The sequence below is a fragment of the Cytobacillus purgationiresistens genome (genome assembly GCF_030813235.1).
Taxonomy (GTDB): Bacteria; Bacillota; Bacilli; order Bacillales; family Cytobacillaceae; genus Cytobacillus; species Cytobacillus purgationiresistens.
The window spans coordinates 1-23027 of the sequence record NZ_JAUSUB010000003.1; the positions used below are offsets into that span (position 1 = coordinate 1).

Here is a 23027-nt window from a genome sequence, read left to right on the forward strand (position 1 = left end):
ACGCACAAGAAATGAAGGTGGTCTTTCCTTCAATTCTTGTGTGGCTTAAGACCTCGAGGGGCTAGGCCCTGCAGCTGGACAACCCGAAAAGCGGAGGGGCCTTGGTCAGCCCCGACAAGCTTAAGACGCACAAGAAATGAAGGTGGTCTTTCCTTCAATTCTTGTGTGGCTTAAGACCTCGAGGGGCTAGGCCCTGCAGCTGGACAACCCGAAAAGCGGAGGGGCCTTGGTCAGCCCCGACAAGCTTAAGATCTCGAGGGCTATTCCCTACAGCTGGAAAGAACAGAATTTAAAGGCAGGCAACAAACTTAATAGCTCGAAGTTAAACGAACTATTTTCTTTTTTCTTCAAGTCATGAATATACAGTTAAATATTGTAATTATACATTTTTAAAAGAAATATAAATTTAGATAAAAAAGTCTACCTCCTTATATTTTTTAATTTTTCAGAACCTTTTCTCTTTAATTACAATTGAAGAATAATCGACATAAATATTCATTTATATGATAAAATTTCTTTTATTGGGCAAATTTTACGAAAGTAAAAGACGCAAAGCCACGGGCCTAAAGCATGAAGATGTCATGGCAGCCGGGTTGCACAGTGCTGGGTTATACTACATTAGTATTTTTCGCTTTTTTAGCACACCCTCATCACAAAAGCTTCTCTTTTATTAAAAAGCATACATTATTCACAATTCCTTTCTAATTTGCCTAATTTTAGCTGAAGGAAAGGTGTGTAACATGATTCTACCAACTGTACAAAGCGAAGAAACCAATTTGACTCATATCGTAAAAGATCAACACTCTTGTTTTTGCGGATTTAAGTACAATGTCTTTGCTACATTTACAAAAAGGGACTTGAAAAAGATTCAATTTAAACCAAATGAAAAAATCACTTGTCCTTCATGCAGAGCAACGCTAAAAAATAAAATTTAAAAAAGGGGCGCTGTTTTCGAGCACCCCTTTTTCTCTCTCAATATAAAAACCAACCCTGTTACAATAACTCGGGTTGGTTTTTATGATTCTGATGTCAGTTTGAGTAATATTTTTCTTATAATCCAACCTATGAGAACGCCAGGTATGACGGAGAGGATGGGTAGCCATACAGGTCCAAAAAGCACGCCAAACAATGTTACCTCTGTTGAATACATCAGTCCCACCGTAACGAAATATGCTGAGAAAACAAAGGGCAAAAAAGCATAACGATCCTTTCCCCCGCCAGCATCCTTATAGGCGTCCCATATCGCAAAAAAGTATAAACACGGGTAAAACATAAGCCATCCATAGTTCGCAAGCTCAGCAGCCTGCTGAATTTTCCCTTGAAAGCTAAGCATGATGATTTCATTAAAATTTGCTTGGACATTAAATAAAATTTCTAGGCCGAGAAACACAGTCCCTTTAAATACTTTTCCATTTAAGTATTGGCCAAATCCAGGAAATGCGATAGACCAGAATAGTTTTTCAAGCGCATTCTTATTCACGTATGATCCCTATTTCTTCTTTAGTTTGGCTATATGATTATGATCAATAGATTGCGGTGCTTGCTCTAGCCATCCGTTTGTAATTAATATCTTTGCTGCTTCATTTCCTAAACTCAGTATTTCGGCCATTAGTTTTCCATACATTACACCTAAATCTCTTCGGCTTGAAGTCCCTAAAGCAGTTCCATAAAAGCCGGAGATTGTAGCAATATACATTACAACTTGCATCATCATTAACTTATCTGAAAAAGGCGGGGTGGTCGAATTCAACACCTCTGAATCCCAAGTAGATGAAACTGAAATATTTTCTTTAATAAGTGTTTTGGTAAATTCTTCTACACTTTCATTAAATAACCGGACGCCTTTAGTCATGAATTTTATTACATCAGGAGAAGCCGCCGTTTGACTGAATCCTAAAAGCAGCGCTTTACCTAAGGCATTTCTCTGCATGTCATTATAAATATTCATAATTTCTATCACAGTTAGCGCCCTTTGCTCACCGATGAAGCCACTTAGATAACCTTCTTTTTTAGCGATTTCAACTTTTTCAGGAATCGGTACAGATGGATTTCGATAATAAACACCTTTATCCTGTAATAATTTCAACGCTTTTTTATAAAGTTCAATGTCTAAGTGAAGCGATTCAGTAAAAAGTTCCAGCACATCCGAACGCACAGCAATCGAAACGGCTGTACTATATCCAATCATTCCGTACCTTGTCATATCATGAATATAACTGAGCATTAAGACCTCAGAATATAAAAGAGGAGCTTGGAGATTAACATCCTCTTCGACCGTTACCGACTTTTGGATTGGATGATCCTCTTTTTCATAAATCCCAATAATTTCATTAACTAGTTTTTCGCATGTTTCAATAGCAAAATCAATAATAGCACATAGATCGTTATCTTCGGTTTTTTCTTTAAAGAACTTCAATACACACATATACATGTTATTGTTCATGTATGCATTCCAAAGTTGAGCCATTTCTGCCGAGGTTAAGCGCTGATCCATTTCAGTCATATGAACCCCCCTATGAAAGATTAACTATAGGTTTTCCTAGTAGGCTTGAAATCATTCCCATATTATTTACAGATTTTTTTCCTGAAAAAAAATGGTGTAATTTTCATCTATTTTGTCGGATTTTTTTCATATTTCACGAATTGCTTGATGATTTCGTGGTTTAAATCAATGTATTTCTGGTAGAAAAGACCAAATCAAAAGGCGATTTGGTCTGCTACTTACTATGTTATTTATTATCTTCCTTCGTAAAAACGGATAAAATAGTTAGGGTATTTCAAAAAATCACTTTACTCGCAGTACTTGTCCAACACGAATTGTATAATTGGCATCTAATCCATTCCAATCGCGAATTTGTTGAATGGTACTGCCATACCTTTGCGCTATTGAGTATACAGTGTCCCCTGCCACAACAGTGTGGTAAATTGCAGCTCCACCTTTTGCTGGAAGGTTATATGCGCGCACTAAACCATTTACATGTCCACGGGCGATTCTTTCAATAAAAGATGCCTGTTTTAATTTATTGGCATCAGCAACAGTATCGATAAATCCGTTCTCCGTTAGGATAGCCGGCATAATGGATTCACGAAGCACATGAAAATTCGCCTGCTTCTTGCCGCGATCACTGTAATCAACTTGCTTCATCACTTCTTCATGAATAAGATTCTGAATGGTCGTTACAGGTGCAACAGATCCTGGGTAAATATAGTCTTCATAGCCTGTCCCGCCCCCAGCATTAATATGAACAGATAAGAAATAATCCGCTCCCCAATTATTTGCTGCAGTTGTACGAGCAGGTAATGAGACAGTCTGATCCCCAGTTCTGCTCATTAGGATTGAAACATTATTATATTCACTTAAAAGCATATCTCGGATTCTAGTAGAAATCTGTAAAGTCAGCGCCTTTTCTTGCAATCCATTTCCTACTGCTCCCGGGTCTGTTCCACCATGACCAGGATCTATAAAAATTTTCACCATTTTGCATCTCTCCTTTGAGATAGTTTATTAAAGTAGTTAATAGAAGGATTGTACGTGCGAACTAATTTCCACATAGGTATCACCCTCTTTTTTTGCAAAATAAAAAAACCACCTAATCTCGGCGGCTTATCGATGTTCACTTTTTGATTTAAGAACCTCCACAGCTCTAGTAATCACAGATGGTACTGGCAACCCTATCTTTCCTGCATTTTCAATAATTGAAATTACTTCATTTGCTAAATAAAAAAAGATAACTGCATCCCTGATAAGATGGTTATCTCCTAATACGGTATCTATTAAATGAGCGACTGCAACAAGAGCGAAGATCATTACCTTTTTTGCAATTCCTTTGAATCCTACTTTGCTGCTTAACCCTGAACCATACGCACCGGCGATGATTCCAGTTGCATAATCCAAGATGACAAATACTAGTAGAATCTGCAACAAAGTAGTCCCCCCCCCAAATAGATAAGATGCTGCAGTACCTCCACATGCAATAGTGAATTTGAGTACGCTTTCCAAAATTCACGCTCCTTTTTAAAGAATACTTAGATTTCTTACTAATCTTATATTAATCACTTATACAAAGTTGCTTTAAATTTATTTCTAGCCTCTATTTTAAAAAAACGGATTAACATTACCAATTATAGATGATATTTCTGCTAAAAATTTCTGCATACACTATGCTTCATTTCCTTGATCCACATTTTCAAAGGCTTCACAAAGATAATCAAAAACCATTGCTTTTTTTCCACTTACCTCTTCATCAAAACTAAATACAATTTCCTTCAAAGTTGTTAACATTCCGTTATAATCCTCTCCATTAATAATGAAATGTTCATCTAAGAGTAAGTTTTGCTGCTTTTTAAATCCGTTTACATCTTTTACGATAAAATCCCCGTTTTCTTTCTTTTGAGGTTGACCACTTTCATCAAGATCTGCATACTCTTTTAGAAGAATCACTTCTTCTTCGCACACTAGTTTCCATTTTTCTTGCAGCAACTTAATAAAACGTGTACGATGTCGTGATTGTTTGCCTTTTAAAGATATATTGAATATGAATTCAATTACTTCTGGAATATATGACTGTTTAATGACCAATTTCATTATGTGATGCCCCCTAATCCTCTTTGATATTTTCCAATTTTATTATTCTCTTCTCAAGCTTGCTTATCTTATCCTCATGCTCACTTACAATGGGCACTAAGGGTATCCATAAAGTGCTGTATGAAATACTTTCTATTTCTTTTCGTTTGTTTCTAATTACAAATTTCCCCAAACCTTCCGCATAAATGTCCTCTGCAATAAAACCGATAGACCTTACATTTTCAGGTAAGTCAATTTCTTCCCAATCGATTGTTTCTCCATCTGCTTCTCGTGCCAACAAATCCGAATAAGTTTCTGAAGCTGTTTTGTCATACCATGTTTTTGGTGCTAAGTTCAAAATATTTTTATATGGAACATCTCTCATTTCTTCAATAGCCAATTTATACTTAGCTGCTGAAGATTGTATTCCTAATGTTCCTTGATTAGTTATAACAACTGGTACAACACTGGAATTTGCTGAGTATGTTCTATTATAAATACTCATAGACCAGACACGAGCACCTGTACTATCCGCACCTACAGAAAAAATACCGCCATTTGTAGCCATACTGTTTAAGTTAACAGTTCCGTTACCCATAAAATGTGCGGTATTGTTTTGTATCCGAACTCTATCACCAAGGGTGTATATATTATTGACGTTTTCAATATTTGAATTCCCACCACCGAAATCTAAATGGGCACTATGAAAATGCCTATTAGCACTCGTGTATAAAATATTAGTGTCAAAGTATAATTCCTGGTAAACACTAAGAATCATTTTTCCACCAGAATTTATAGTGAAATTATATCCGTCGCTTTGAATAGACGTAGCTGCTGTTCCATTAAAAGTAATTTTTTTTACTGCATTGCTTGCAGATGTACCTAGTAAGAGATTGTTTCCAACCGTTATGTCCCTTGTAGTATTAATGGTAACTGAATTCAAAGATATCCCATTTATTGTACCTGCTGTAACCGTTCCTATATTTGAAGATATTGAGGATAAACTTGTAACATTCAGCATCGTGGCCGTGACTTTACCTACCAAATCAATATTCTCTGCAGCTATCTTAATATTAGAGGCAGTTTGATTAATCATCGATACGATATTTGCTCCAGAATAATCAAGTGATGATACTTTACTGCTAATTTCGCCAGCATGTATAGAAAGTTCTGCTTCTGCCAAATCTACACGATTGCTCAAATCCTTCGGCGAGGGCGTCCAATTTGTCGCCCTATTCCCTATCTCCATCTGTGGCAGCCCGTACCAAAAGGTTGATGCTCGCTGTAATTCTGTACCGTTAAACCTAAGCAGGCCAGCAATATATTTTACAGGATCAACAGTCCCGACTTTTGATCCTATAGTTGCTGTAAGTGAAATTCTAACCCACTTATCTCTGGCGATATCATTGGGGACAATAAAGGTTTTAAATGATGCATTTGCCGTACTATTTGGATCACTATATCCACAGATTTGGATGTATGGATTATTTCCTGAAGAAAATGTTAAGTCATTTGGAACGAATATATAAACAGACAATGTAACATCTTTACCTATTATTTCAGTCCCTTGCACTTCTACCATAATACTTCTCAACATTGGGTATGTCCCTGCAGTATGGTTGAACTTAACTGAATCCTCACCCAATATTTTTTTACTGGAATCTACAGTCCAAGTCCCATTTCCGATAATCCACCCTTGAAAACCGCCTCTAAATTGACTGTTTTGAATAAAATTATATCCGCCATTTACATTATCAAGATCTGTTTCCAATGAAGAAACTCTGGAGGTAATGCTATCTGCGGTTTGCTCTAAGGTTGAAAGATGATGATTTGCGGATGTTACTGCCCCAGATAAATCATTGATAGTTAGCTCAGTATTTTCCACCCTTCCTGTAATGCCTGCGATCGACACATCAAGCTGAGTCATTTTATTATTATATATTGTAAAATCCAATTTTTCGTTAAGCTGTGTATTCATTTGTGATTTTGTGTATACATCCAATACATTTGCTTTAAGCGATATAGAAGTTGCTTGTTGAGAGATTGTTGTCTCGGCAGAAGTCAGTCTACCTGTTATTGCATCCACACTTGTTTGAGAAGCTTTAGCCTCCAATTCACCTGCAATGAAATGCAAGGATGCCTGCTGCTCTGACAAGACGCCATCCATATTTGATAATCGGCTAATAGTCGTTGAAAGAGCGCCATTTAAGGTATCCATATCCTGTTCAATACTAATGATTGTGCCAGCAGCATCTTCCAGGTCTTTTTCTGATTCAGATACTCTTCTCATTAAATTATCAGCTTCATTATTGAGGTTTAAAATATCCTTGTCGACAGACATTTTTAATTCTTCAACGCGCAGCTTTGCTTCGTTTAAGGCGTTATTTCCCTCTTCAGTTATTTCATCTCTAATAATTACTTGCAGCAATTCATCTCTCTCATCGGCATAATCTTGAGCTTTTTCTCTAGCCTTATCAGCCCTTTGCTGAGCACCCTGTGGAGTTTCTGCTCCAATTTCTTCGGCACGTGTAGGTGTAGCTTTGACCCAAGCAATACCATTCCATGTTTTTATGATTTCTACAGAATCAGAGGTATCAATCCAAATAATATTGTATTTTCCCGTAGGCGCCATAGGGCTTTTAATCACTTTTACTCCGTATACTTTCTGAAGTTCTTTAAACCGTTTTCTTACATGATCTTCGGAATATTGAATAAAATCTCCAAGGACGTACTCCTTTTGAGATTTATCTAATAAACTACGTCGAACCTGATATGCTCTAGCTTCCGCATACAAAGGTGGAGTAAAATGTAGATCCTTAATCCGAATTGTATCTGCAATCAAAACTTTCTCATGATCAGATCCCGGAAGATTGTCTAAGACAGCTTGAGTCGTTTCATATTTAACAAGGCTATTGAGTCTCTTTTCTAGTTCCTCTTGAGCCATTTCGGTGAGGCGAGAAAGAGTCATTTCTTGATCAGATGAATCAGCTTCGTAAATGCTCCACAAATGACGGCCGTTTCTTCCCCATCGTTGAAGGGCAACATCATCAAAAACAGCTGTGGTCATTCTTGATCCATCCGCTTTCTCAGGACCAATACAAAATAAAGCTGTAACAATATTTTGACTATCTTCTATTCTCCTTATCTCAATTAAATCTTTTCCGAATACAACCTCTTTTCCTGCGACTCTCCCTCTTCTTCTAAAGAAATCCACGAAGCGACCCTCTATTTTATTTCCTTTTACCTCAACACGAAAGCGCATCTCCACCTCGTAAAGAGACGAGACTTCTTTCAAGGCTTGGAATGCTCCCAAATAATCCTCGAAAACGACTCTTTCGGAACCCGAAAACTCAACTACTCCCACTCTCCACTCTGTTCCAGCTAATATGCTTGCAGCGGCACTCTCTAATAGTTGGCCTTCGAGAACGACTGGTGAAATAATTCGCTGCTTGTCCAAGTCGAAAAATGATGCATTGCTTTTAATATGAATTTCATCTGATAATGTTTCTGAATTCATTATGATAAATTCGCGAAAAGTACCATCTTCTCCGAGAATGATGGCTCTATTTCTTTCTTTTACATATTGTGATTTCTCCCCCACCCGGACCGTGAAGTCCAAAAACTCCTGATTATCCAGGCTTTCATTATGTTCGGCTGCTGTGATTTCTTTACTTAAAAAGGAGATAATAGAATCAGTTTGTTTATCAAGAATGTGTATCATTTATAACAATCCCTCCATTCAACAGTAGCTGTGAATGCATCAGGAGGATTAATAACCAAAATTGTTTCACCCGGAGGAAGAGAAAAGTAATTGCCCCCGAAGTCTTTAAGATCATTTCTCAATTCATCATTTATTAAGATTAATTCATTCTTAAAATCTATCTTCACTTCATCTCCAGGTTTTACGATGTAAGGGACACCTACTTGCTGGTTTACTTTATCTACAATTACTGAACGCAGCCTCGCTCTATGAGGCAAGGGACTGTTTCCCCACGTTGCTACATATGAAGCTACTCCTGCAAGCGGAAGCTGAAAATCACCGTTGATGTCATCAAAATGATGCACTTCCTTCTTGACAACATTAAAACCACCACTGCTTTTTACAGCTTCCACTCCAATTTCAAAAGTGAATTTTGTCCCCTCTTTTGCAATGCCTACAAAACCATAAAACCCTTTATCGAAAGCATTTAATCTATTGATTGGGTAATGAACTTTTAATCCATTTTGCAATCTCACTTCAATCGTTGCTTTCATAGATGTATCGCGGATAATCGCAGACACTTTACCAATTTGCGAGCCGTCTGTTGTTAAAAAATACATGTCCCCTCGTGCCCTCTGCTTCGAATTATTCGTCCTTACATTAAAACGGACACGAATATAATAATCATCACACGGATCAAAAGTCTTTTGAAGCATTGGTCCATGCCATGCAAGTCCACTACCATAGTTCGTTGCACCAAACTCTTCTCCTTCACCCAATATAGTCATTGTACCTGACTTTGCTCCACCATCCGGTTGAAAGAAAGCTTCACCCCAACCCGCTGTTGTTCTCATTTCATCATTCAATCTCCTTGACCTAGGGTCAAATACCTCATCATCTACTGAGACAGGTCGCCCAATTGACATATAATCATCATCTTTAACAATATCTATAAACGTAGTAGGTTGAATTGTATTAAACGTGAAAATCGGCTTAGTGTTGGATGTCCCTTGATTCACTATAATGGCTGGTTCAGCAGGATCTATACGAGAAATAACTTTATGACCATATTTATACGGATTAGGACAGATAAATGTGATCGTTCCACGTCCAAACCTTACCAGCTCATCAAAATCCAAAGGTCCATCGACTAAGGCAAAATATACTCGATCAGGCTCGTCATCAAAAATAAGTTCTTTTTCATCTTCATATAATAACCAGGATGCTAATTCTTCCTTCAATTTCTGAAAATCAGATGAACCTTTAAATCTTATTTGTATTGGAACAGACAAAATACGTTCTCTTATATCTGTGCTTTCTAAATTGGCACCTTCTACTCCCTTTACATAAAGTAAATTTCTTTGTAAAGGAGCCCAAGAGGGCCGCTTCTCATTATTATCGATAGATATATAATCTTTTTTTATTCCATTAAATGAAAAATTCATATTTACGCCCTCCCGATTGCTACCATTCTACCTTTTTCCATTTCTTGGAATTCGGTAATAATTTTATAAAGCGACCTTCCTGCCTCTCTGCCCTCAATATTATTAGATAAGTTTAGATTCAACTCCAAAGCTCCACCTAGCGCTCTGCTTATACCCCCAGTCTTTTCCTGTGATGATAATGGGGTAACCTTTACAGAAGATCCGCTCTTTTGCACCAATTCCGGTCCGGCCTCGCCAACAATCGCCATTCCGCTGCCGAATAGTTTGCCACCTGTTGCCAGCTGTGGAATCGTTGGAATGAAAGGTAGATTTACACCTGGGATCATATTTAACAGCTTTGCCGGAGAGTTAAACCCATTAATAAATCGGTTGATCAACTTAATGATTCCATTTATAACTGTCCTCATCCCGGATTTTAATCCTTCCCAAGCATTTAAAGCAGTGGTTTTCATCCCTTGAAATGCATTGCCTACATTATCTTTGATATAATTCACAGGAAGCATTATTGTAGTCTTCAACCCATTCCATACAGTCGCCGCTGTGGATTTCAATGTATTCCAAGTAGTCACCATTGCATTTTTGATTGTGTTCCAAACAGATATAGATACTTCTTTAATTGAGTTCCATACTGTAATTAAAATAGACTTTATCCAAGTCCAAACAGCGGATGCAGTGCTTGCAATGACATTCCAACTGTTTGTTAAGAAGCTGGAAATGCTTTGTACTATCTGCGAGACTCCCGCAAGGATGCTTTTCCAAATAACCAAGATTAATTCTTTTATCCAATTCCAAATAGCTGCCGTTGCTTCAGTTATGAAGTTCCAACCTTCCATCAAGATAGCAGCAAAACCTGCTACAAATAGCGAAACAGACTCGCTGATTCTAGTCCAAACACTAACAAAAAACTCAAAAATCGAACTCCAAATGGCTATTACTGTTTCCATAATCGATTGCCATGCGAGCACGAGGAATTCTTTAATCGCTGCCCACACTTCAAATGTTTTTATTTTTATTGCTTCCCAGGTCTCTGAAAAGAATTGTTTTAAGATTGCAAACATTTCCATGAAAAACACTTTGATTTCTTCCCAATAAACAACAACAGCTACAATCGCAGCTAATGCCGCTATAATAGCAATCACCCACCAGAAGGCAGCTGCCATGGTAATGCCTAACGAAAAACACACAGCTGATAGTTTCCCAAACAATAATAACAATGCGCCGATACCCACAAGAATTGGTCCAATAGCACCAACAATTCCAGCTAATACAATAATGAATGTTTGGATATTCGGATTCATTGAGCTGAATGTCTCTGCTACTTTTTTTCCGAAGTCCACCAGTATTTCAAGCGCAGGCTGTAAGGTATCGTAAATAACAAGACCCACTTCGTGAAAAGCAGATTTCATGTTTTCCAGCCGGCTGGCAAGATTATCATTCATTGTATCGCCCATGCTTTTCGCTGCGCCTTCACTTTCGTTGATTGCACTTGATAGCTTCAAATAGTCCTCTTCACTCGCATTAATAACAGCGAGAGCGCCTGCCATTGCATCTTCGCCGAATAAAGTTGTCGCATAGGCTTCCTTTTGACTATCATCTAACTCGGAAAAGGAGCCTCTTAAATCCTGCATCACTTCATCGAAGGTTTTCATCGTTCCATCATTGTTTTTTAACGATATCCCAAATTTATCCATAATGCCTTTAGCAGCTTCTGTCGGCTTTCCAAGTCCTGTCATCATTGAAGCCAGCGCATTTCCCGCCTCGCTGCCCTCAATGCCTGATTTTCCCATAAGTGCTAGTGCAGCTGCCGTGTCTTCGACTGAATATCCTAATGAACCAGCCGCAGGAGCAGCCACCTGCATGGATTCACTAAGACTAGCTAAATTGATATTGGCATCTTGGGATGCCGCAGCCAACAAATCAGCGTATTTCCCACTATCTTGTGCGGATAATCCGAATGCAGTCATTCCATCCTTCATTTGACTGGAGACTGCCGCTAATTCTGCTCCTGAAGCAGAGGCTAATGCCATTACTGCATCTATCCCTGAGAGCATATCTCCCGTTTCCCAACCAGCCAGCGCCATATCAGAAAACGCGCCGGCTGCTTCAGCTGCACTATATTGCGTGGTTGTCCCCAGCTTTCTTGCCTTCTCTTCAAATGCCTCCATTTCTGATCCAGATGCACCTGTCACACCTGCGACTTTGGACATTGCTGCTTCGAATTCCATTCCTAGATTAATTGCAGAGGCACCTATATTTTTTAATGGTGCCGTAATAGAACTACTCAAAGTTGCGCCTACCTGCTTAAATCTTTCACCCACCAAGGTTAAATTCTTATTGACATTTTCATTAAAATATTTTAAAACCAAGTCAAAAGATTCAATTTCAACAGCTATTTTATTTATTACACCAGTGATGTTAGCTGTACTCATATTTTCACCCCCCTTTGAAACATAAAAGAAGAACTATCATCATCCAAATAGTTCTTCTCGCTCATCCATCATTTCCGCTGCTGTTTTTTCATTACTATCATTAAAAAGAGGTATGATTTTGGAATTTTTCTTGCGATTGGCATTTATAATCGCATTGAAAATAACATTCCGCTGCATTTCATACTCTCTTTTCAGTTTTTCATTATGCATCCCCATCATTATGCCAAATTCCAAATAAGTCAGCAGCCCGACTTCCTTTGGAGATAAACCGAATGTTAAAACACCCTCAGCAATGATTTCTTCATAGGTTAATACTTTTTTTTATTATGATTATCTTTAAAGTTTTGACTTGATTGCTGATTCAAGCCTTTTTGTATAGCTTCGCTAATTTGAGTGGAGAAGTACTCCATTCCACGATCTGCAATTACTTCTTCCATAATCTCGCCTGCTTTATCTAAAGAGACCGGATTCCCGCTGTTTTTCAAGCCTACAAAAAGCAAAGTTCGAAGCGTAGAAATTCCAGCCGATTTTTCACTAAGCTGAGTAATTGGATAGCCCAGCATCTCTTCTGCCTCACAATGTGCATTAATGGTAAAGCGCAAAAAGTAAGTATCTCTATTTGTTTTTAATACTGAATTTTTCATTTAATTATCCCCCATTAAACTGATGATGTTGTATTTTTAGCTAAAGCACCCGATCCCGTTAATGATAATGAGTACGTAACGAGGTCGTCATAGGGCATATCAATCGGAAAGTCAGTAATTACAGCATTTCCTTGATAAGTTGTGCCGCTCGCAAGTTCGATGACCACATCAACATTTTCTGAATTGAGGAATTGATCCTCTAAAATAGCTAATGCACTATCTGACCCGACTAATACTCCATCGCAATCCACTGACCACTCTTTAAATCCTTGCAGGTTCTCCTTCCAGTAGCCCTCTGTATCCTTTGACGTAGCATCCAGGGTTTCAGCTGATCGATTTAGTGTGGCATTACGCTGACCTGCCAACACCTTTGGGCTGTTAGGATCTGATAAATCCATAATTTTCACGAAACATTTCATACCTTGCATTTTTGCCATTGCATATCACTCCGATTCTATTATTAGTTCAAACATCATTTTCCCTTGATTTAAGCTTGTTTCTTCATCTTTCAATAACTCAATTCTTTTCATTTCTTGTGCAATAAAAAAAGCATCCTCGATTATCAATTCTGATACGAGCAATGCTTCAATATGGTCGATAATTCTAATCATTTCTTGATTACCTGTTAGAACATTCCATACTTCAATCGTAAATTCTATCCGTTTGCCATTTGAGGTTTTTGAAGTAAACGGGGAAGAATTGAATTCTCTAATAACTACACATGGGAATTCAGATTCTTCTGGTACATAATCGAAAACCCCCTGAACGAATGCTGCTAAAACCTCATCATTTGACAGTCGGTCAAAAAGTGCCCTATAGGCATTAATAAGTAACGCCACGAATCGCTATCACTCCAATCGAATAAAATTGACAGATAAGGCAAGTCTGCTAAGAATGGGTAAGTTTCATTCAAAATCATCTTTTACCTCAATTAATTTGATTATAATCTTTAACAATTCCTTTAAAACCTCTTCACTTAAAATGTTAGGATCAACTTTTAGGATTTTTTTAAACTCTTCCCCTTTTTCTTGTTCAAATAGCAACAATTCAATCTCCTGCATGGTCAATGAAATACTTTTTGCTATCCTTATTGAAAAATCAGAATGTAATGTAATCAGCGGTCTCTTGTCCCTATTATACAATCGTTCTAATATTGTTAGATACTCAATTAAGCGTGATACCTTGTCTTTATTGTTCATTACTGTCATGCCTTCCTTCTGAGGTATCCTTATAGACTGATAGCTATGACAACAATTTATGCAAAGCAGTGCCTATTTGCTAAAGATATAACATTTAATTTATCTTTTAAAAATAATCAACAGAAAGCAACTTCTCCCGAACAGAACAAGCATTATCTATGATAAAAATGAAACTATTTTTATCATGCTGGATTTTTAATATTCATCCATGGGTCATCTCAGTTCAATACTTCGGCTTCTTAGGCCAGCAACTATGTTCTTCAATTTCAATCACCTCCTAAACATTTCTTGAAAGACACAATATTAATGGACATAATCCATAAATAAAGACGCTCTTCCTAGGAAGGCGCCTCTTGATATCTTTCGTTAATATCATATTATCACTCTAGGAACCTAATGCTCATTCCATATTCATCACAATATCGTTTTTGTTCCGTTTCGAAATCATTCAGGATAGAAAAAAGACACGTCCAGTGACGTGCCAAAAATGCCAATCCCTCTTTTTCATTGATATACAGCTACCTTTAAAGCTAAAGCCATTTTATAGAATAACCTCGGTTTAAACTTTTGATGATAAAAAGATTCACTCATCCCTAATTCATTGTATACTTCATAATCATATAATTCTTCATCACCTAAATACCTTAAATACATTGCTTCCCGCTCTTTTGGCGCTAACCGATTGACAGCTTTTCGAAACCGTTCGACGTATTCACCGCGAGCCTGTTCTTCATCAGCCCGTTCAATCGCTATTTCTTCTGTTGCTGAGTAGAATGAATTAGTATTCGAAGGTGGAACAAGAGAATAGGAAGCTGTTACTTTTGGAAGCCTTTCATCTGGAATAGTCAAAAGACACATCCGATAGGTTTCAATTGCCTCTTCTACTTTTAACTGTGTTCCTTTTCGGTTAATTGAAGGAAGCTTAAATTCCACACCTTTTTCCATGATATATTTCCTCCTTAAAGATAATCCCAATGTACTCAATTTCGTATTATAATTAAATAATATGCTCAATTTCATACATAGTCAATAATATTTGATTATAAAATACGCAATTTCACATATTATTGTTTACTCCAAGAAATAATACATTATAATGATGTTATTAGGGTACGATACTTCGTATATATAAATGTTGGGAGAATGAAAATGGACGAGAGAGCGGAAATAGTCAAAAAATTAATTATTGAGTCTGGCCTTAATCAAAAGGCATTTGCCCAAAAAGTTGAGTTGCCTTATACCACCTTGCGCTCAATACTACAAAGAGGCATAGGGAACGCATCCGTGGATAACGTTACTAAATTATGCAAAGGACTTGGAATAACTACCGACGATCTAGAACGAATGGCTTTAGGAGAAAATATCGAAGCAGATCAATCACCAATCCATCTACCTGAGCTGAATGCAAAAGATGAAAAAGATTTAAAAAAGGAACTACAAAAAATGATAGACGGATTATCTGGTAAAAATGGCTATGCTGCCTTTGATGGACAAACACTTGAGGACATGGAAGAAGAAGATAAAGAGCTGTTAATAGCAAGTCTAGAGAATTCACTGAGATTAGCAAAAAGACTAGCTAAACAAAAATTCACTCCAAACAAGTACCGCGAGTAGGTGTTTATATGTCATCTGGAATTATACAAGAAGTAGAAAAATTAATTACTCGATTTAATACGAATTGTCCATTTAAAATCGCTAGTGCATTGGGGATCCATGTAATATATGAAGACCTTGGAAGCACCTTGGGATACTTTAATCAACATTTTAGGATTAAGATTATTCATATTAACGAAAATACAAGTGAAGAGAAGCAGCAATTTATTTGTGCGCATGAATTAGGCCATGCTATCTTGCACCCTCATGCCAATACTCCTTTCCTGAAGAAATTCACATTGTATTCAACAGATAAAATGGAACAGGAAGCCAACCTCTTCGCATTAAGACTTTTATTTTTAGCAGGCGTGTACCATGGGCAACTAAGTATTAAAGAAGCTGTTGAACGATACGGTATACCTAAAAAAGTGATATCCAATAATTTAAAAGGCCATTAATTAAAGCAAATTTGACAGACAATTCACTTAATCACTTTTATTTAATGAGTGTATATGACCACATAATAATCTTCGTTTTCCTGCATTGTCTTAGCTGTTAAACCCTCATCACTCATTTTCCGGGGAGTTGCTATGATCGTCCTTCATCCGGGATGTAATAGAAGTGAAGGCGAAGGATTATAGTCAACTCTGACCCAGGTGGTGAGTATTCATTTCCAGTTTATTATTTTTTCGTTAGATTCTTTGACATATTATATATACTTATATTGTGGGTTCGATTCCTGCCGTGGGCGTTACAGTTCTGTTGTGTAAAAGGTTTTTCGAGTATCTGTGAGAAAAGTTTTCGACTTTTTATCCAGCTACTTTGAAAAACCTTTTTTAATTTCTTCTTTTAAACAACTGCCATTATAGATATTTTGCTTTTCAAAAGTTAGTTGTACTCATCTTTCAACTTTAGTTTTACAAAAAAGGTTTGTTGTGTTGTAAAACAGACATAATGTTTTCAATATTACTTTTTACAATTTCATCTGTAGTGTCAGTGAAACTAATATCTTAAATAAAACCATCACTTGATATTGTTTTAAACATTAATTCATTCATAATTTCATAATTAATGATCACTTGCTTCAAACCATCTTTTCTACATTTTTTTATCAGTTCGTAATAATTTTCTTTATTAGGGGTGTAGGATATAAGATATGGTTTAACGGTATCATTTTCAATTATTTTAAAAACTTTACTGAAACCCATATATTTTACATTTTTATAGATTTTACCATAAATTTCTTCATTAAGCACAACATTTTCTTCTATTCAAATACCCTGTAACAAAAACTAAACAGTCCAATTATGAAGCGGTCTTTATTATTCTCAAGGTCCTCGGATGCTCTTCTTCCCAATTTATAAACCCTTTCTTCTTTTATGAAAATTGTATTCCACGTAATGTGAACGAGAAAGCAAGAATCTAAAAAACCGAATAGTTTGCCGACAACAATAGGCTATCCACAGAAAAACAGAAAAATTTTTGAATACTACTGAGGAAAAGAGGCAACATATTAAGGATTAATAAAAAGGAGGATACTTATGAACATTAAAAGAAAGCTAATAGTGACATTGGCATTAACAACGATAGCCCTTTCAGCGTGTGGATTTAATAATAATGGAGCAACAGATTCAGCTAAAGAAAATCGTAATATAAACGAACCAGCAAAAGTGAATCATCGTTCAAATGACAATTTACATTTGAATAATAAACGAGAGGTTCAAAATAACCCCACTCGTGTTAAAAACGAAACACCTAATGTGAAAACAGCTGATCATATTGATGCTAAACTTGTTAAAATTAAGGACGTTGACAATGCTCATGTTTTTGTAACTGATCATCATGCATATGTAGCTGCTAAACTAAATAATGAAGATAACCACCTTTCAAAAGACGTTGAAAGAGAAATTTCGGATAAAGTGAAAGCAGCTGATCCTGATATTGAGAATGTTTATATCTCGGTTAACCCTGATTTTTATGGTAGAATGCATAATTTCTCTAATGATGTCCAACGTGGTAAACCAGTGGAAGGCTTCTATGAGCAATTTAAAGATGCAGTACGTAGTGTATTTCCTACTCATTTTAAAGAATAATTAGCTCATACTAACTTCTACTGTATTCTTATCATTAGGTACAGGATTAATTAAATCTTATTTTGACAAATTATACTGAATGACTTTTGTGTTGTGATTTAGAGAAAGCTGCTAATCAAAAGGAATGACCTAGAAAAATGAGGCAATAAAAACACCTTTCGTTGAAAAGTGGGTATTGAATACCTACAAATTAATGTGAGGTGTTTTTTCTACGGGGACTAAAGTCAGTTAAATACAGGTGAGCATGTTGTTATTCAAAGGTAATATAGGTGAAAATTCTCTAGGTAAAGAAACTAAAGAAGGGCAAACTTGGTGGCTATTGGATAATTTTAGACAAAGATGTAGAAGAATTAACTTTAATCATTCAACCACCTTTTAAAACTGAAGTTCGCGAAGATATCTGAATTAGAGACATCAATTAAATCAGTTTTAGCCTTTATCTGCCCCTGTTGAGTCTTAATTTCATCTTGCGTTGCTTTGTTGGTGAATTTATTTCAGGCATATTTAAACCTCCTCATAAACAAAACAAGACCATCCTTAACGGAATTAGTCTTAATTCCGTTTTTATCCTTTTGTTTACTACGAAAAGTGTAATGTTTTTGGATGTTTTGTCGAATGTCTGTACATTACTACTTATTTTTTTCATAATAATATCTATGAGTTTAAATAGCGTTCCGAAAACTTTTTGAAAAGGATATTTATTATGAATAACAATGAAGTAAATAAACTTAAACTAATCGAGAAAATTAATAAGCTTAGAATAGAAATGATAAGTATTTCTAACAATTCAGGAATCAATAGTACTAGCACATTAAATTGCAGTCAGAAGTTAGATAAGCTTATTTATACTTATCAAGTTCTGAAACAGACAAAAGCTTAACCTAGTTAATCAAATAGATTGATGATTCTCTTAAAGAAGACCATTAAAGGTCTTTTTTTATTGAATTAAATATCATTATGTTTTTAACATCTATCTATTATCAAAAAAATAGTCAAATTCTTCATTGATAGAAGCCGTTACTACTACATTCCAAAACCCTATTATTCAAAAGCGAATAGATGGATTAGAAATTGTACCAATTGATTCCAAAAAATTATGGGGGAAATAAATCTTATTTTTATTGATCTTGGGATGATTTTTTTCTCCCATCGATCAATAATTGACTTTTGAGCTTTGTGCATACATTTAATTTTTGGAAATATAATAAAAATGTTGGGCAAGGTACTGATCACCGTGGGTACATCCACTTGGATAATGCCTTGCACCAACACCATTCCAACCCCTTTGAAACTATTTACATAAAATTTGGTGATTACATTATTTTTGCCGTGCTTTGATTAGAGCCTGAAAGGGCTCTTTTCTATTTATTTAGGCAATACATTCATTCTTCTTCTAAATTAGACCCTTGTCCATTTCCAAAATAATACAACCTTCATACAATGTATTAAATTATGAAGGTGGTGAAATTTATGTCAGAATATGTTGAAAGAGAAAATGGACATCGCGGTGGTTTTGCGCTTGTTGTTGTTTTATTTATTCTGCTTATTATTATTGGTGCATCATTTATGGGCGGCGGAGGATATTAATGCTGTCCCCGGATTAACTTGAATTACACTAGCCTTTAAAACCAGCTGTTTTTATGTTTAGGAAGCACTCTAACCGTCAGGTGCTTCCTTTTCATGGTTAACATGATAATTCTTTTGGCGAATAAACTAAATATTTGTCAGATTTTTTTGAAATTTTTATCTCTCATTAATACTAATATTTGTTATAATATTGGTATTAGCTTTGAAGGCGGTGAAACAATGAAAAATAAATTGCTTTACATAGTTTTAGCTTGCGGTTTTGTATTTGCTGTATCAGTTACTCCTGCTTTCTCTTCTGAAGCATCTGCTGCCTGTGGGAGTTATTTTGGCGATAAAAATCAGATTTGTGGACCTTAATACTGGATGGAGCGCTAAGTTTCTTAGTGCTTTTTTATATTCCAAAATAAACTATTAAACATAATACAAATCCAGTTAATTATCCTCTCACTTTTGGAATCTCGGACCCTCCGAGATTCTTACAATCTCTACCCATACGAGATGAGCAAAATCTATACAGACTACAATGGGACATACAAGCCATCACCTTTTCTATTCGCTTGACTCACGCTGGAGGATCGTCTGCGATTACTACGCTTCGCAACTTTCTCCACAGCCTTGCTTTTTAGCTTATTCAACTTTTCTAATTCAATAAATCCAAGGCTCTCATCATATCCAAGAACAGTTAGTTTATCTAAGTAGCGATATTCAAATAGTTTTCTTTTAATCTTAAAATCTTTTGTTTCAACACCTTTTACATCAATGACCTATGTGCTACTATCTAAATTATCGACTTCAAAATCTGCCACATATTCAATTTTCCGAAAGGAAACACCGTTCTTTTTAAAAGCTTCCTGGAGTAAATACCGCGGCTGCAGTTTGAATGATTTGATTTACTTTCCCATCTGCATCCACTTTAATTGTTCGTAATATTTAGCCTCTGCCTTGCTGTCAAAGGTATATCTGTCCATATGCAGCTTCTTGTTGCCGTATTTGCTTGCTGCTATCAGTCCCCCTCATTAAATGCCTGTGGTAATTCACTGTATTTTTTTGATAATATGCTTCCTCAATCTGTTCAAGAGAGAAGCCGAGTAATCCACCTAAAATCTTATATTTAGAGATTAATTGATAAAAGCGAACTCATTTTTATAAAGGGTAAACCTTGACATTAAAGAGAAAACCTTATTAATACGCTTCTCAATTTCTCCTTCTTCATCACCCTCTGTAAACAGGTAGATCATTTCAAAATCCTCAAAGAGTATTTCTATACCAAGCTCTAAAATGAAATGAAAACCATCCACATATTCTTCAAGGAGTGGGTTTCCCCATTGTGCACCTGAACCTAATATCGTGTCTTGTACGGTATAATTGGTTAGATATTTTCTTGTTCTCGGCTCCTGGTCCACACTCCAGAACTTAAACCTGCGCCATTCATTCGCACATTCCCCTAACTCAACCTGTAGGGCTAAAATAAGCTTTTCAAATCTATCAGCTAATTCAATCAGATTTCTCCGCTGAAATGGAACAGAAAATCAAAAGAGGTTATGATCCTGGTAACGCTGATCAAACAATTAGCGAATACCTTGAGTGGTGGTTCGAAACATATAAAAAAGGAACAACTACTTTTGGTACGAAAAAAATATTCGTTTTCATATTAGTATGATTAAAGAAACGTATAGGTTATTTGGGTTTCAAGGAAATAGCAAGGCCAAATTACCAAAAATTCATCAATGAGCTTTCATCGCACTATTCAAGAAGTACAATTCAACGTATGAATGCTATTATAATGAAGCTTTTAAAGAGGCAATGGATTTGGATTTTACATAAGAACCCTGGAGAAATAGTTAGCAAAAAAGGGAGTAAAGAAGCAAAAGTTCTTAGAAATGGAAGAATACTTGGAGTTAATCCTAAACGCTAAGAATGAATACCCCCAATACCTTTATATCACCCACCTTTTAGTAGCAACTGGGGCACGTATAGGGGAAGTTTGTGCATTATCAATGAAAGATATTGATTTAGGAAATAAAATGCTCAAAATAGATAAAACCCTCATAAGAGAGTCCAGTGTATATGTCGTAAAACCCACAACAAAAATAGGAGAAAGTGGAGAAAGAACAATTGCTCTTGATGATTTCACCCATAGAATGCCTTAAAGAATGGATAATGAAATCGAAGGAAAGGCCAGAATTCTTATTTATCAGCCCTATGTGTCAATTGGTCAAGATGGCAAACTATGCAGATATATTAGAAACTTTATGTAAAAGACCTGGACTAATGCAGGTTTCCCCTCATATGTTTAGGCATACTCATGAAACCATGCTCTGGGAATCAAATATTTCTAAATATTAATTATATCGGGGCCAGATTAGGTGACACTGATAAATCAATTTTATTAAATACCTATGGTCATATGTCTAAGAGATCAGAGCAACTAAATAATGATAAAGTAAACCAACTCATGAGAAGGTGGTAAGAGAAAATAGAGTAGAATAAAATAAAGGTTTTTCGAAGTAGTTGGACAAAAGTCGGACACTCTTTCCAAAAACAATCGAAAAACCTTTATATATCAACATGTTAGCGCCCTCGGCAGGAATCGAACCCACATCTTAAGAACCGGAATCTCACGTGCTATCCGTTGCACCACGAGGGCATGGTATGGAATATCTATGATGAACTTTACGGAAGCCATGAAAAAGATGGTTGGTTTTAGAAAAGGGGATTTCCTTCAACTTATGCTTTCTTTTTTTGCGTTCCTTGTTCAGTGTTACGATTACTTATTATATGTTAAAATACGCTAGTTTGCAAGTATTCTTTGTTTAAAGGAAGCGTATAGTGGGTATGATGGAAACGGGACAACTAGCGTCAGAATTATGTCGAACGATTCCTTTATTTATGAGAGCCGATTCGTTTGACCTTAATTGACCATCCGTGTATTATAAAACTACATACATTTACCAAGGTGAAAAGTGATTTATTTTTTTCACTTGAATTTTTACCTTTAAAGGAGGAATTGGAAAATGAACTTAATCCCTACAGTAATCGAACAAACAAACAGAGGGGAACGCGCTTACGATATCTACTCCCGTCTTTTAAAAGACCGTATCATTATGCTTGGGAGTGGGATTGACGACAACGTAGCAAACTCGATTGTCGCACAACTATTATTCCTTGAAGCTGAAAATCCTGATAAGGATATCACTTTATACATTAACAGCCCTGGCGGCAGCATCACAGCTGGTATGGCGATTTATGACACAATGCAATACATTAAGCCTAATGTTTCAACAATCTGCACTGGAATGGCTGCATCCATGGGTGCATTCCTTCTTGCAGCTGGTGAGAAAGGCAAACGCTATTCTCTTCCTAACAGTGAAGTAATGATTCACCAACCGCTTGGTGGTGCTCAAGGTCAAGCAACTGAAATTGAAATTGCTGCAAAACGCATTCTTTTCCTACGTGATAAGCTTAATACAATTCTTGCAGAGCGCACTGGCCAGCCGCTAGACATCATTTCTAAAGATACTGATCGTGATAATTTCATGACAGCTGAAAGAGCTTTAGAATACGGATTGATTGATAAAATCATTACAAGTAACGCGGCTATCGAAAAGAAATAATTTGATTTAAAGAGCAGCAACCAGGATTCCTGGTTGCTGCTTTTTTATTGGGTCGATGGACTAAAAACTGGGGTAGAGTGACTATTAAATGCATACAAGTGACTAATAATCGCCTAAGTGACTAATAAATGAAATATGTAACTAAAAAGAGATGGTTTT

General features: G+C 36.3%; 26 protein-coding genes, 1 tRNA gene, 2 pseudogenes and 1 riboswitch. Of the genes and pseudogenes, 10 read left to right on the forward strand and 19 right to left on the reverse strand.

Annotation, left to right across the window (positions count from 1 at the left end):
• The first annotated feature begins 514 nt into the window (after positions 1 to 514).
• Positions 515 to 601: riboswitch (cyclic di-GMP riboswitch) on the forward strand.
• 414 nt (positions 602 to 1015) lie between these two features.
• The 14 genes from J2S17_RS04190 to J2S17_RS04255 form a co-directional block, all read right to left on the reverse strand.
• Positions 1016 to 1480 (reverse strand): hypothetical protein, encoded by a 465-nt coding sequence (locus tag J2S17_RS04190; protein WP_307472226.1) that lies wholly within the window; start codon positions 1478 to 1480, stop codon positions 1016 to 1018.
• A 9-nt stretch (positions 1481 to 1489) separates the two neighbouring features.
• On the reverse strand, positions 1490 to 2503 hold the full coding sequence (locus J2S17_RS04195) for a DUF3231 family protein (RefSeq protein ID WP_307472228.1): 1014 nt from the start codon (positions 2501 to 2503) through the stop codon (positions 1490 to 1492).
• A gap of 282 nt (positions 2504 to 2785) precedes the next feature.
• Complete coding sequence (locus J2S17_RS04200) at positions 2786 to 3478, reverse strand: N-acetylmuramoyl-L-alanine amidase (RefSeq protein ID WP_307472230.1); 693 nt, start codon at positions 3476 to 3478, stop codon at positions 2786 to 2788.
• 126 nt (positions 3479 to 3604) lie between these two features.
• Complete coding sequence (locus J2S17_RS04205; RefSeq protein ID WP_307472232.1) at positions 3605 to 4000, reverse strand: phage holin family protein; 396 nt, start codon at positions 3998 to 4000, stop codon at positions 3605 to 3607.
• Between the two features lie 159 nt (positions 4001 to 4159).
• Positions 4160 to 4585 carry a hypothetical protein gene (locus tag J2S17_RS04210; protein WP_307472234.1) on the reverse strand — a complete coding sequence of 142 codons (426 nt, stop codon included), beginning with the start codon at positions 4583 to 4585 and terminating at the stop codon, positions 4160 to 4162.
• Positions 4586 to 4598: 13 nt separating this feature from the next.
• Entirely contained in the window at positions 4599 to 8285 is a 3687-nt protein-coding gene (locus J2S17_RS04215) for a phage tail spike protein (protein WP_307472236.1), read from the reverse strand.
• Positions 8282 to 9709, reverse strand: a complete 1428-nt coding sequence (locus J2S17_RS04220) for a distal tail protein Dit (RefSeq protein WP_307472238.1) — start codon at positions 9707 to 9709, stop codon at positions 8282 to 8284. The genes J2S17_RS04215 and J2S17_RS04220 overlap by 4 nt, the downstream gene beginning before the upstream one ends.
• A gap of 2 nt (positions 9710 to 9711) precedes the next feature.
• Positions 9712 to 12138 (reverse strand): phage tail tape measure protein, encoded by a 2427-nt coding sequence (locus J2S17_RS04225; RefSeq protein WP_307472240.1) that lies wholly within the window; start codon positions 12136 to 12138, stop codon positions 9712 to 9714.
• Between the two features lie 39 nt (positions 12139 to 12177).
• Positions 12178 to 12372: a hypothetical protein gene (locus J2S17_RS04230; protein ID WP_307472242.1), complete on the reverse strand. Its 195-nt coding sequence runs from the start codon at positions 12370 to 12372 to the stop codon at positions 12178 to 12180.
• A gap of 74 nt (positions 12373 to 12446) precedes the next feature.
• Positions 12447 to 12782, reverse strand: coding sequence for a hypothetical protein (locus tag J2S17_RS04235; RefSeq protein WP_307472244.1), 336 nt, complete (start codon positions 12780 to 12782; stop codon positions 12447 to 12449).
• Positions 12783 to 12796: 14 nt separating this feature from the next.
• Positions 12797 to 13219 carry a phage major tail protein, TP901-1 family gene (locus J2S17_RS04240; protein ID WP_307472245.1) on the reverse strand — a complete coding sequence of 141 codons (423 nt, stop codon included), beginning with the start codon at positions 13217 to 13219 and terminating at the stop codon, positions 12797 to 12799.
• 6 nt (positions 13220 to 13225) lie between these two features.
• Positions 13226 to 13621 (reverse strand): DUF3168 domain-containing protein, encoded by a 396-nt coding sequence (locus J2S17_RS04245; protein WP_307472246.1) that lies wholly within the window; start codon positions 13619 to 13621, stop codon positions 13226 to 13228.
• 66 nt (positions 13622 to 13687) lie between these two features.
• Positions 13688 to 13990, reverse strand: a complete 303-nt coding sequence (locus tag J2S17_RS04250; RefSeq protein WP_307472248.1) for a hypothetical protein — start codon at positions 13988 to 13990, stop codon at positions 13688 to 13690.
• A 495-nt stretch (positions 13991 to 14485) separates the two neighbouring features.
• Entirely contained in the window at positions 14486 to 14926 is a 441-nt protein-coding gene (locus J2S17_RS04255; RefSeq protein WP_307472250.1) for an ArpU family phage packaging/lysis transcriptional regulator, read from the reverse strand.
• A gap of 204 nt (positions 14927 to 15130) precedes the next feature.
• Here J2S17_RS04255 and J2S17_RS04260 point away from each other — a divergent pair, with 204 nt between their 5' ends.
• Both J2S17_RS04260 and J2S17_RS04265 read left to right on the forward strand, forming a co-directional pair.
• Complete coding sequence (locus J2S17_RS04260) at positions 15131 to 15595, forward strand: helix-turn-helix domain-containing protein (protein WP_370874949.1); 465 nt, start codon at positions 15131 to 15133, stop codon at positions 15593 to 15595.
• Between the two features lie 8 nt (positions 15596 to 15603).
• Positions 15604 to 16032 (forward strand): ImmA/IrrE family metallo-endopeptidase, encoded by a 429-nt coding sequence (locus J2S17_RS04265; RefSeq protein ID WP_307472255.1) that lies wholly within the window; start codon positions 15604 to 15606, stop codon positions 16030 to 16032.
• 552 nt (positions 16033 to 16584) lie between these two features.
• Here the strand turns inward: J2S17_RS04265 and J2S17_RS04270 are convergent.
• Entirely contained in the window at positions 16585 to 16830 is a 246-nt protein-coding gene (locus tag J2S17_RS04270) for a hypothetical protein (RefSeq protein ID WP_307472257.1), read from the reverse strand.
• Between the two features lie 285 nt (positions 16831 to 17115).
• Here J2S17_RS04270 and J2S17_RS04275 point away from each other — a divergent pair, with 285 nt between their 5' ends.
• The 4 genes from J2S17_RS04275 (at position 17116) to J2S17_RS04290 (ending at position 19611) form a co-directional block, all read left to right on the forward strand.
• Positions 17116 to 17667 (forward strand): YhcN/YlaJ family sporulation lipoprotein, encoded by a 552-nt coding sequence (locus tag J2S17_RS04275; protein WP_307472259.1) that lies wholly within the window; start codon positions 17116 to 17118, stop codon positions 17665 to 17667.
• A gap of 703 nt (positions 17668 to 18370) precedes the next feature.
• A complete protein-coding gene (locus J2S17_RS04280) occupies positions 18371 to 18547 on the forward strand; it encodes an aspartyl-phosphate phosphatase Spo0E family protein (RefSeq protein WP_307472260.1) in 177 nt (58 codons plus the stop codon).
• A gap of 572 nt (positions 18548 to 19119) precedes the next feature.
• Positions 19120 to 19254: a YjcZ family sporulation protein gene (locus J2S17_RS04285; RefSeq protein WP_307472262.1), complete on the forward strand. Its 135-nt coding sequence runs from the start codon at positions 19120 to 19122 to the stop codon at positions 19252 to 19254.
• Between the two features lie 93 nt (positions 19255 to 19347).
• Positions 19348 to 19611 (forward strand): hypothetical protein, encoded by a 264-nt coding sequence (locus J2S17_RS04290; RefSeq protein WP_307472264.1) that lies wholly within the window; start codon positions 19348 to 19350, stop codon positions 19609 to 19611.
• 161 nt (positions 19612 to 19772) lie between these two features.
• On the opposite strand, the pseudogene J2S17_RS04295 reads toward J2S17_RS04290, so the two are convergent.
• From J2S17_RS04295 to J2S17_RS28815, 3 genes and pseudogenes are all read right to left on the reverse strand, one after another.
• Positions 19773 to 20258, reverse strand: a pseudogene (locus tag J2S17_RS04295) (DUF1064 domain-containing protein).
• The gene (locus J2S17_RS28810) at positions 20203 to 20373 is read right to left on the reverse strand and encodes a hypothetical protein (protein WP_370874960.1); all 171 of its coding nucleotides are present in this window, start codon (positions 20371 to 20373) and stop codon (positions 20203 to 20205) included. Before J2S17_RS28810 ends, J2S17_RS04295 begins: the two are co-directional and overlap by 56 nt.
• Positions 20373 to 20741, reverse strand: a pseudogene (locus J2S17_RS28815) (dUTP diphosphatase); the annotation flags it as partial. The pseudogene J2S17_RS28815 and the gene J2S17_RS28810, both read right to left, overlap by 1 nt.
• A 29-nt stretch (positions 20742 to 20770) precedes the next feature.
• On the opposite strand from J2S17_RS28815, the gene J2S17_RS04305 reads away from it, so the two are divergent.
• From J2S17_RS04305 to J2S17_RS28820, 3 genes are all read left to right on the forward strand, one after another.
• Positions 20771 to 20914 carry a hypothetical protein gene (locus J2S17_RS04305; RefSeq protein WP_307472265.1) on the forward strand — a complete coding sequence of 48 codons (144 nt, stop codon included), beginning with the start codon at positions 20771 to 20773 and terminating at the stop codon, positions 20912 to 20914.
• Between the two features lie 220 nt (positions 20915 to 21134).
• The gene (locus tag J2S17_RS04310) at positions 21135 to 21404 is read left to right on the forward strand and encodes a tyrosine-type recombinase/integrase (RefSeq protein WP_307472267.1); all 270 of its coding nucleotides are present in this window, start codon (positions 21135 to 21137) and stop codon (positions 21402 to 21404) included.
• 10 nt (positions 21405 to 21414) lie between these two features.
• Positions 21415 to 21600, forward strand: coding sequence for a hypothetical protein (locus J2S17_RS28820; RefSeq protein ID WP_370874950.1), 186 nt, complete (start codon positions 21415 to 21417; stop codon positions 21598 to 21600).
• Positions 21601 to 21829: 229 nt separating this feature from the next.
• On the opposite strand, the gene J2S17_RS04315 is transcribed toward J2S17_RS28820, so the two are convergent.
• Positions 21830 to 21901: transfer RNA gene (locus tag J2S17_RS04315), tRNA-Arg, on the reverse strand.
• Between the two features lie 367 nt (positions 21902 to 22268).
• Between J2S17_RS04315 and clpP the strand changes: the two genes are divergently transcribed.
• Positions 22269 to 22868 carry an ATP-dependent Clp endopeptidase proteolytic subunit ClpP gene (gene clpP, locus J2S17_RS04320; protein WP_307472269.1) on the forward strand — a complete coding sequence of 200 codons (600 nt, stop codon included), beginning with the start codon at positions 22269 to 22271 and terminating at the stop codon, positions 22866 to 22868.
• Positions 22869 to 23027: the final 159 nt, after the last annotated feature.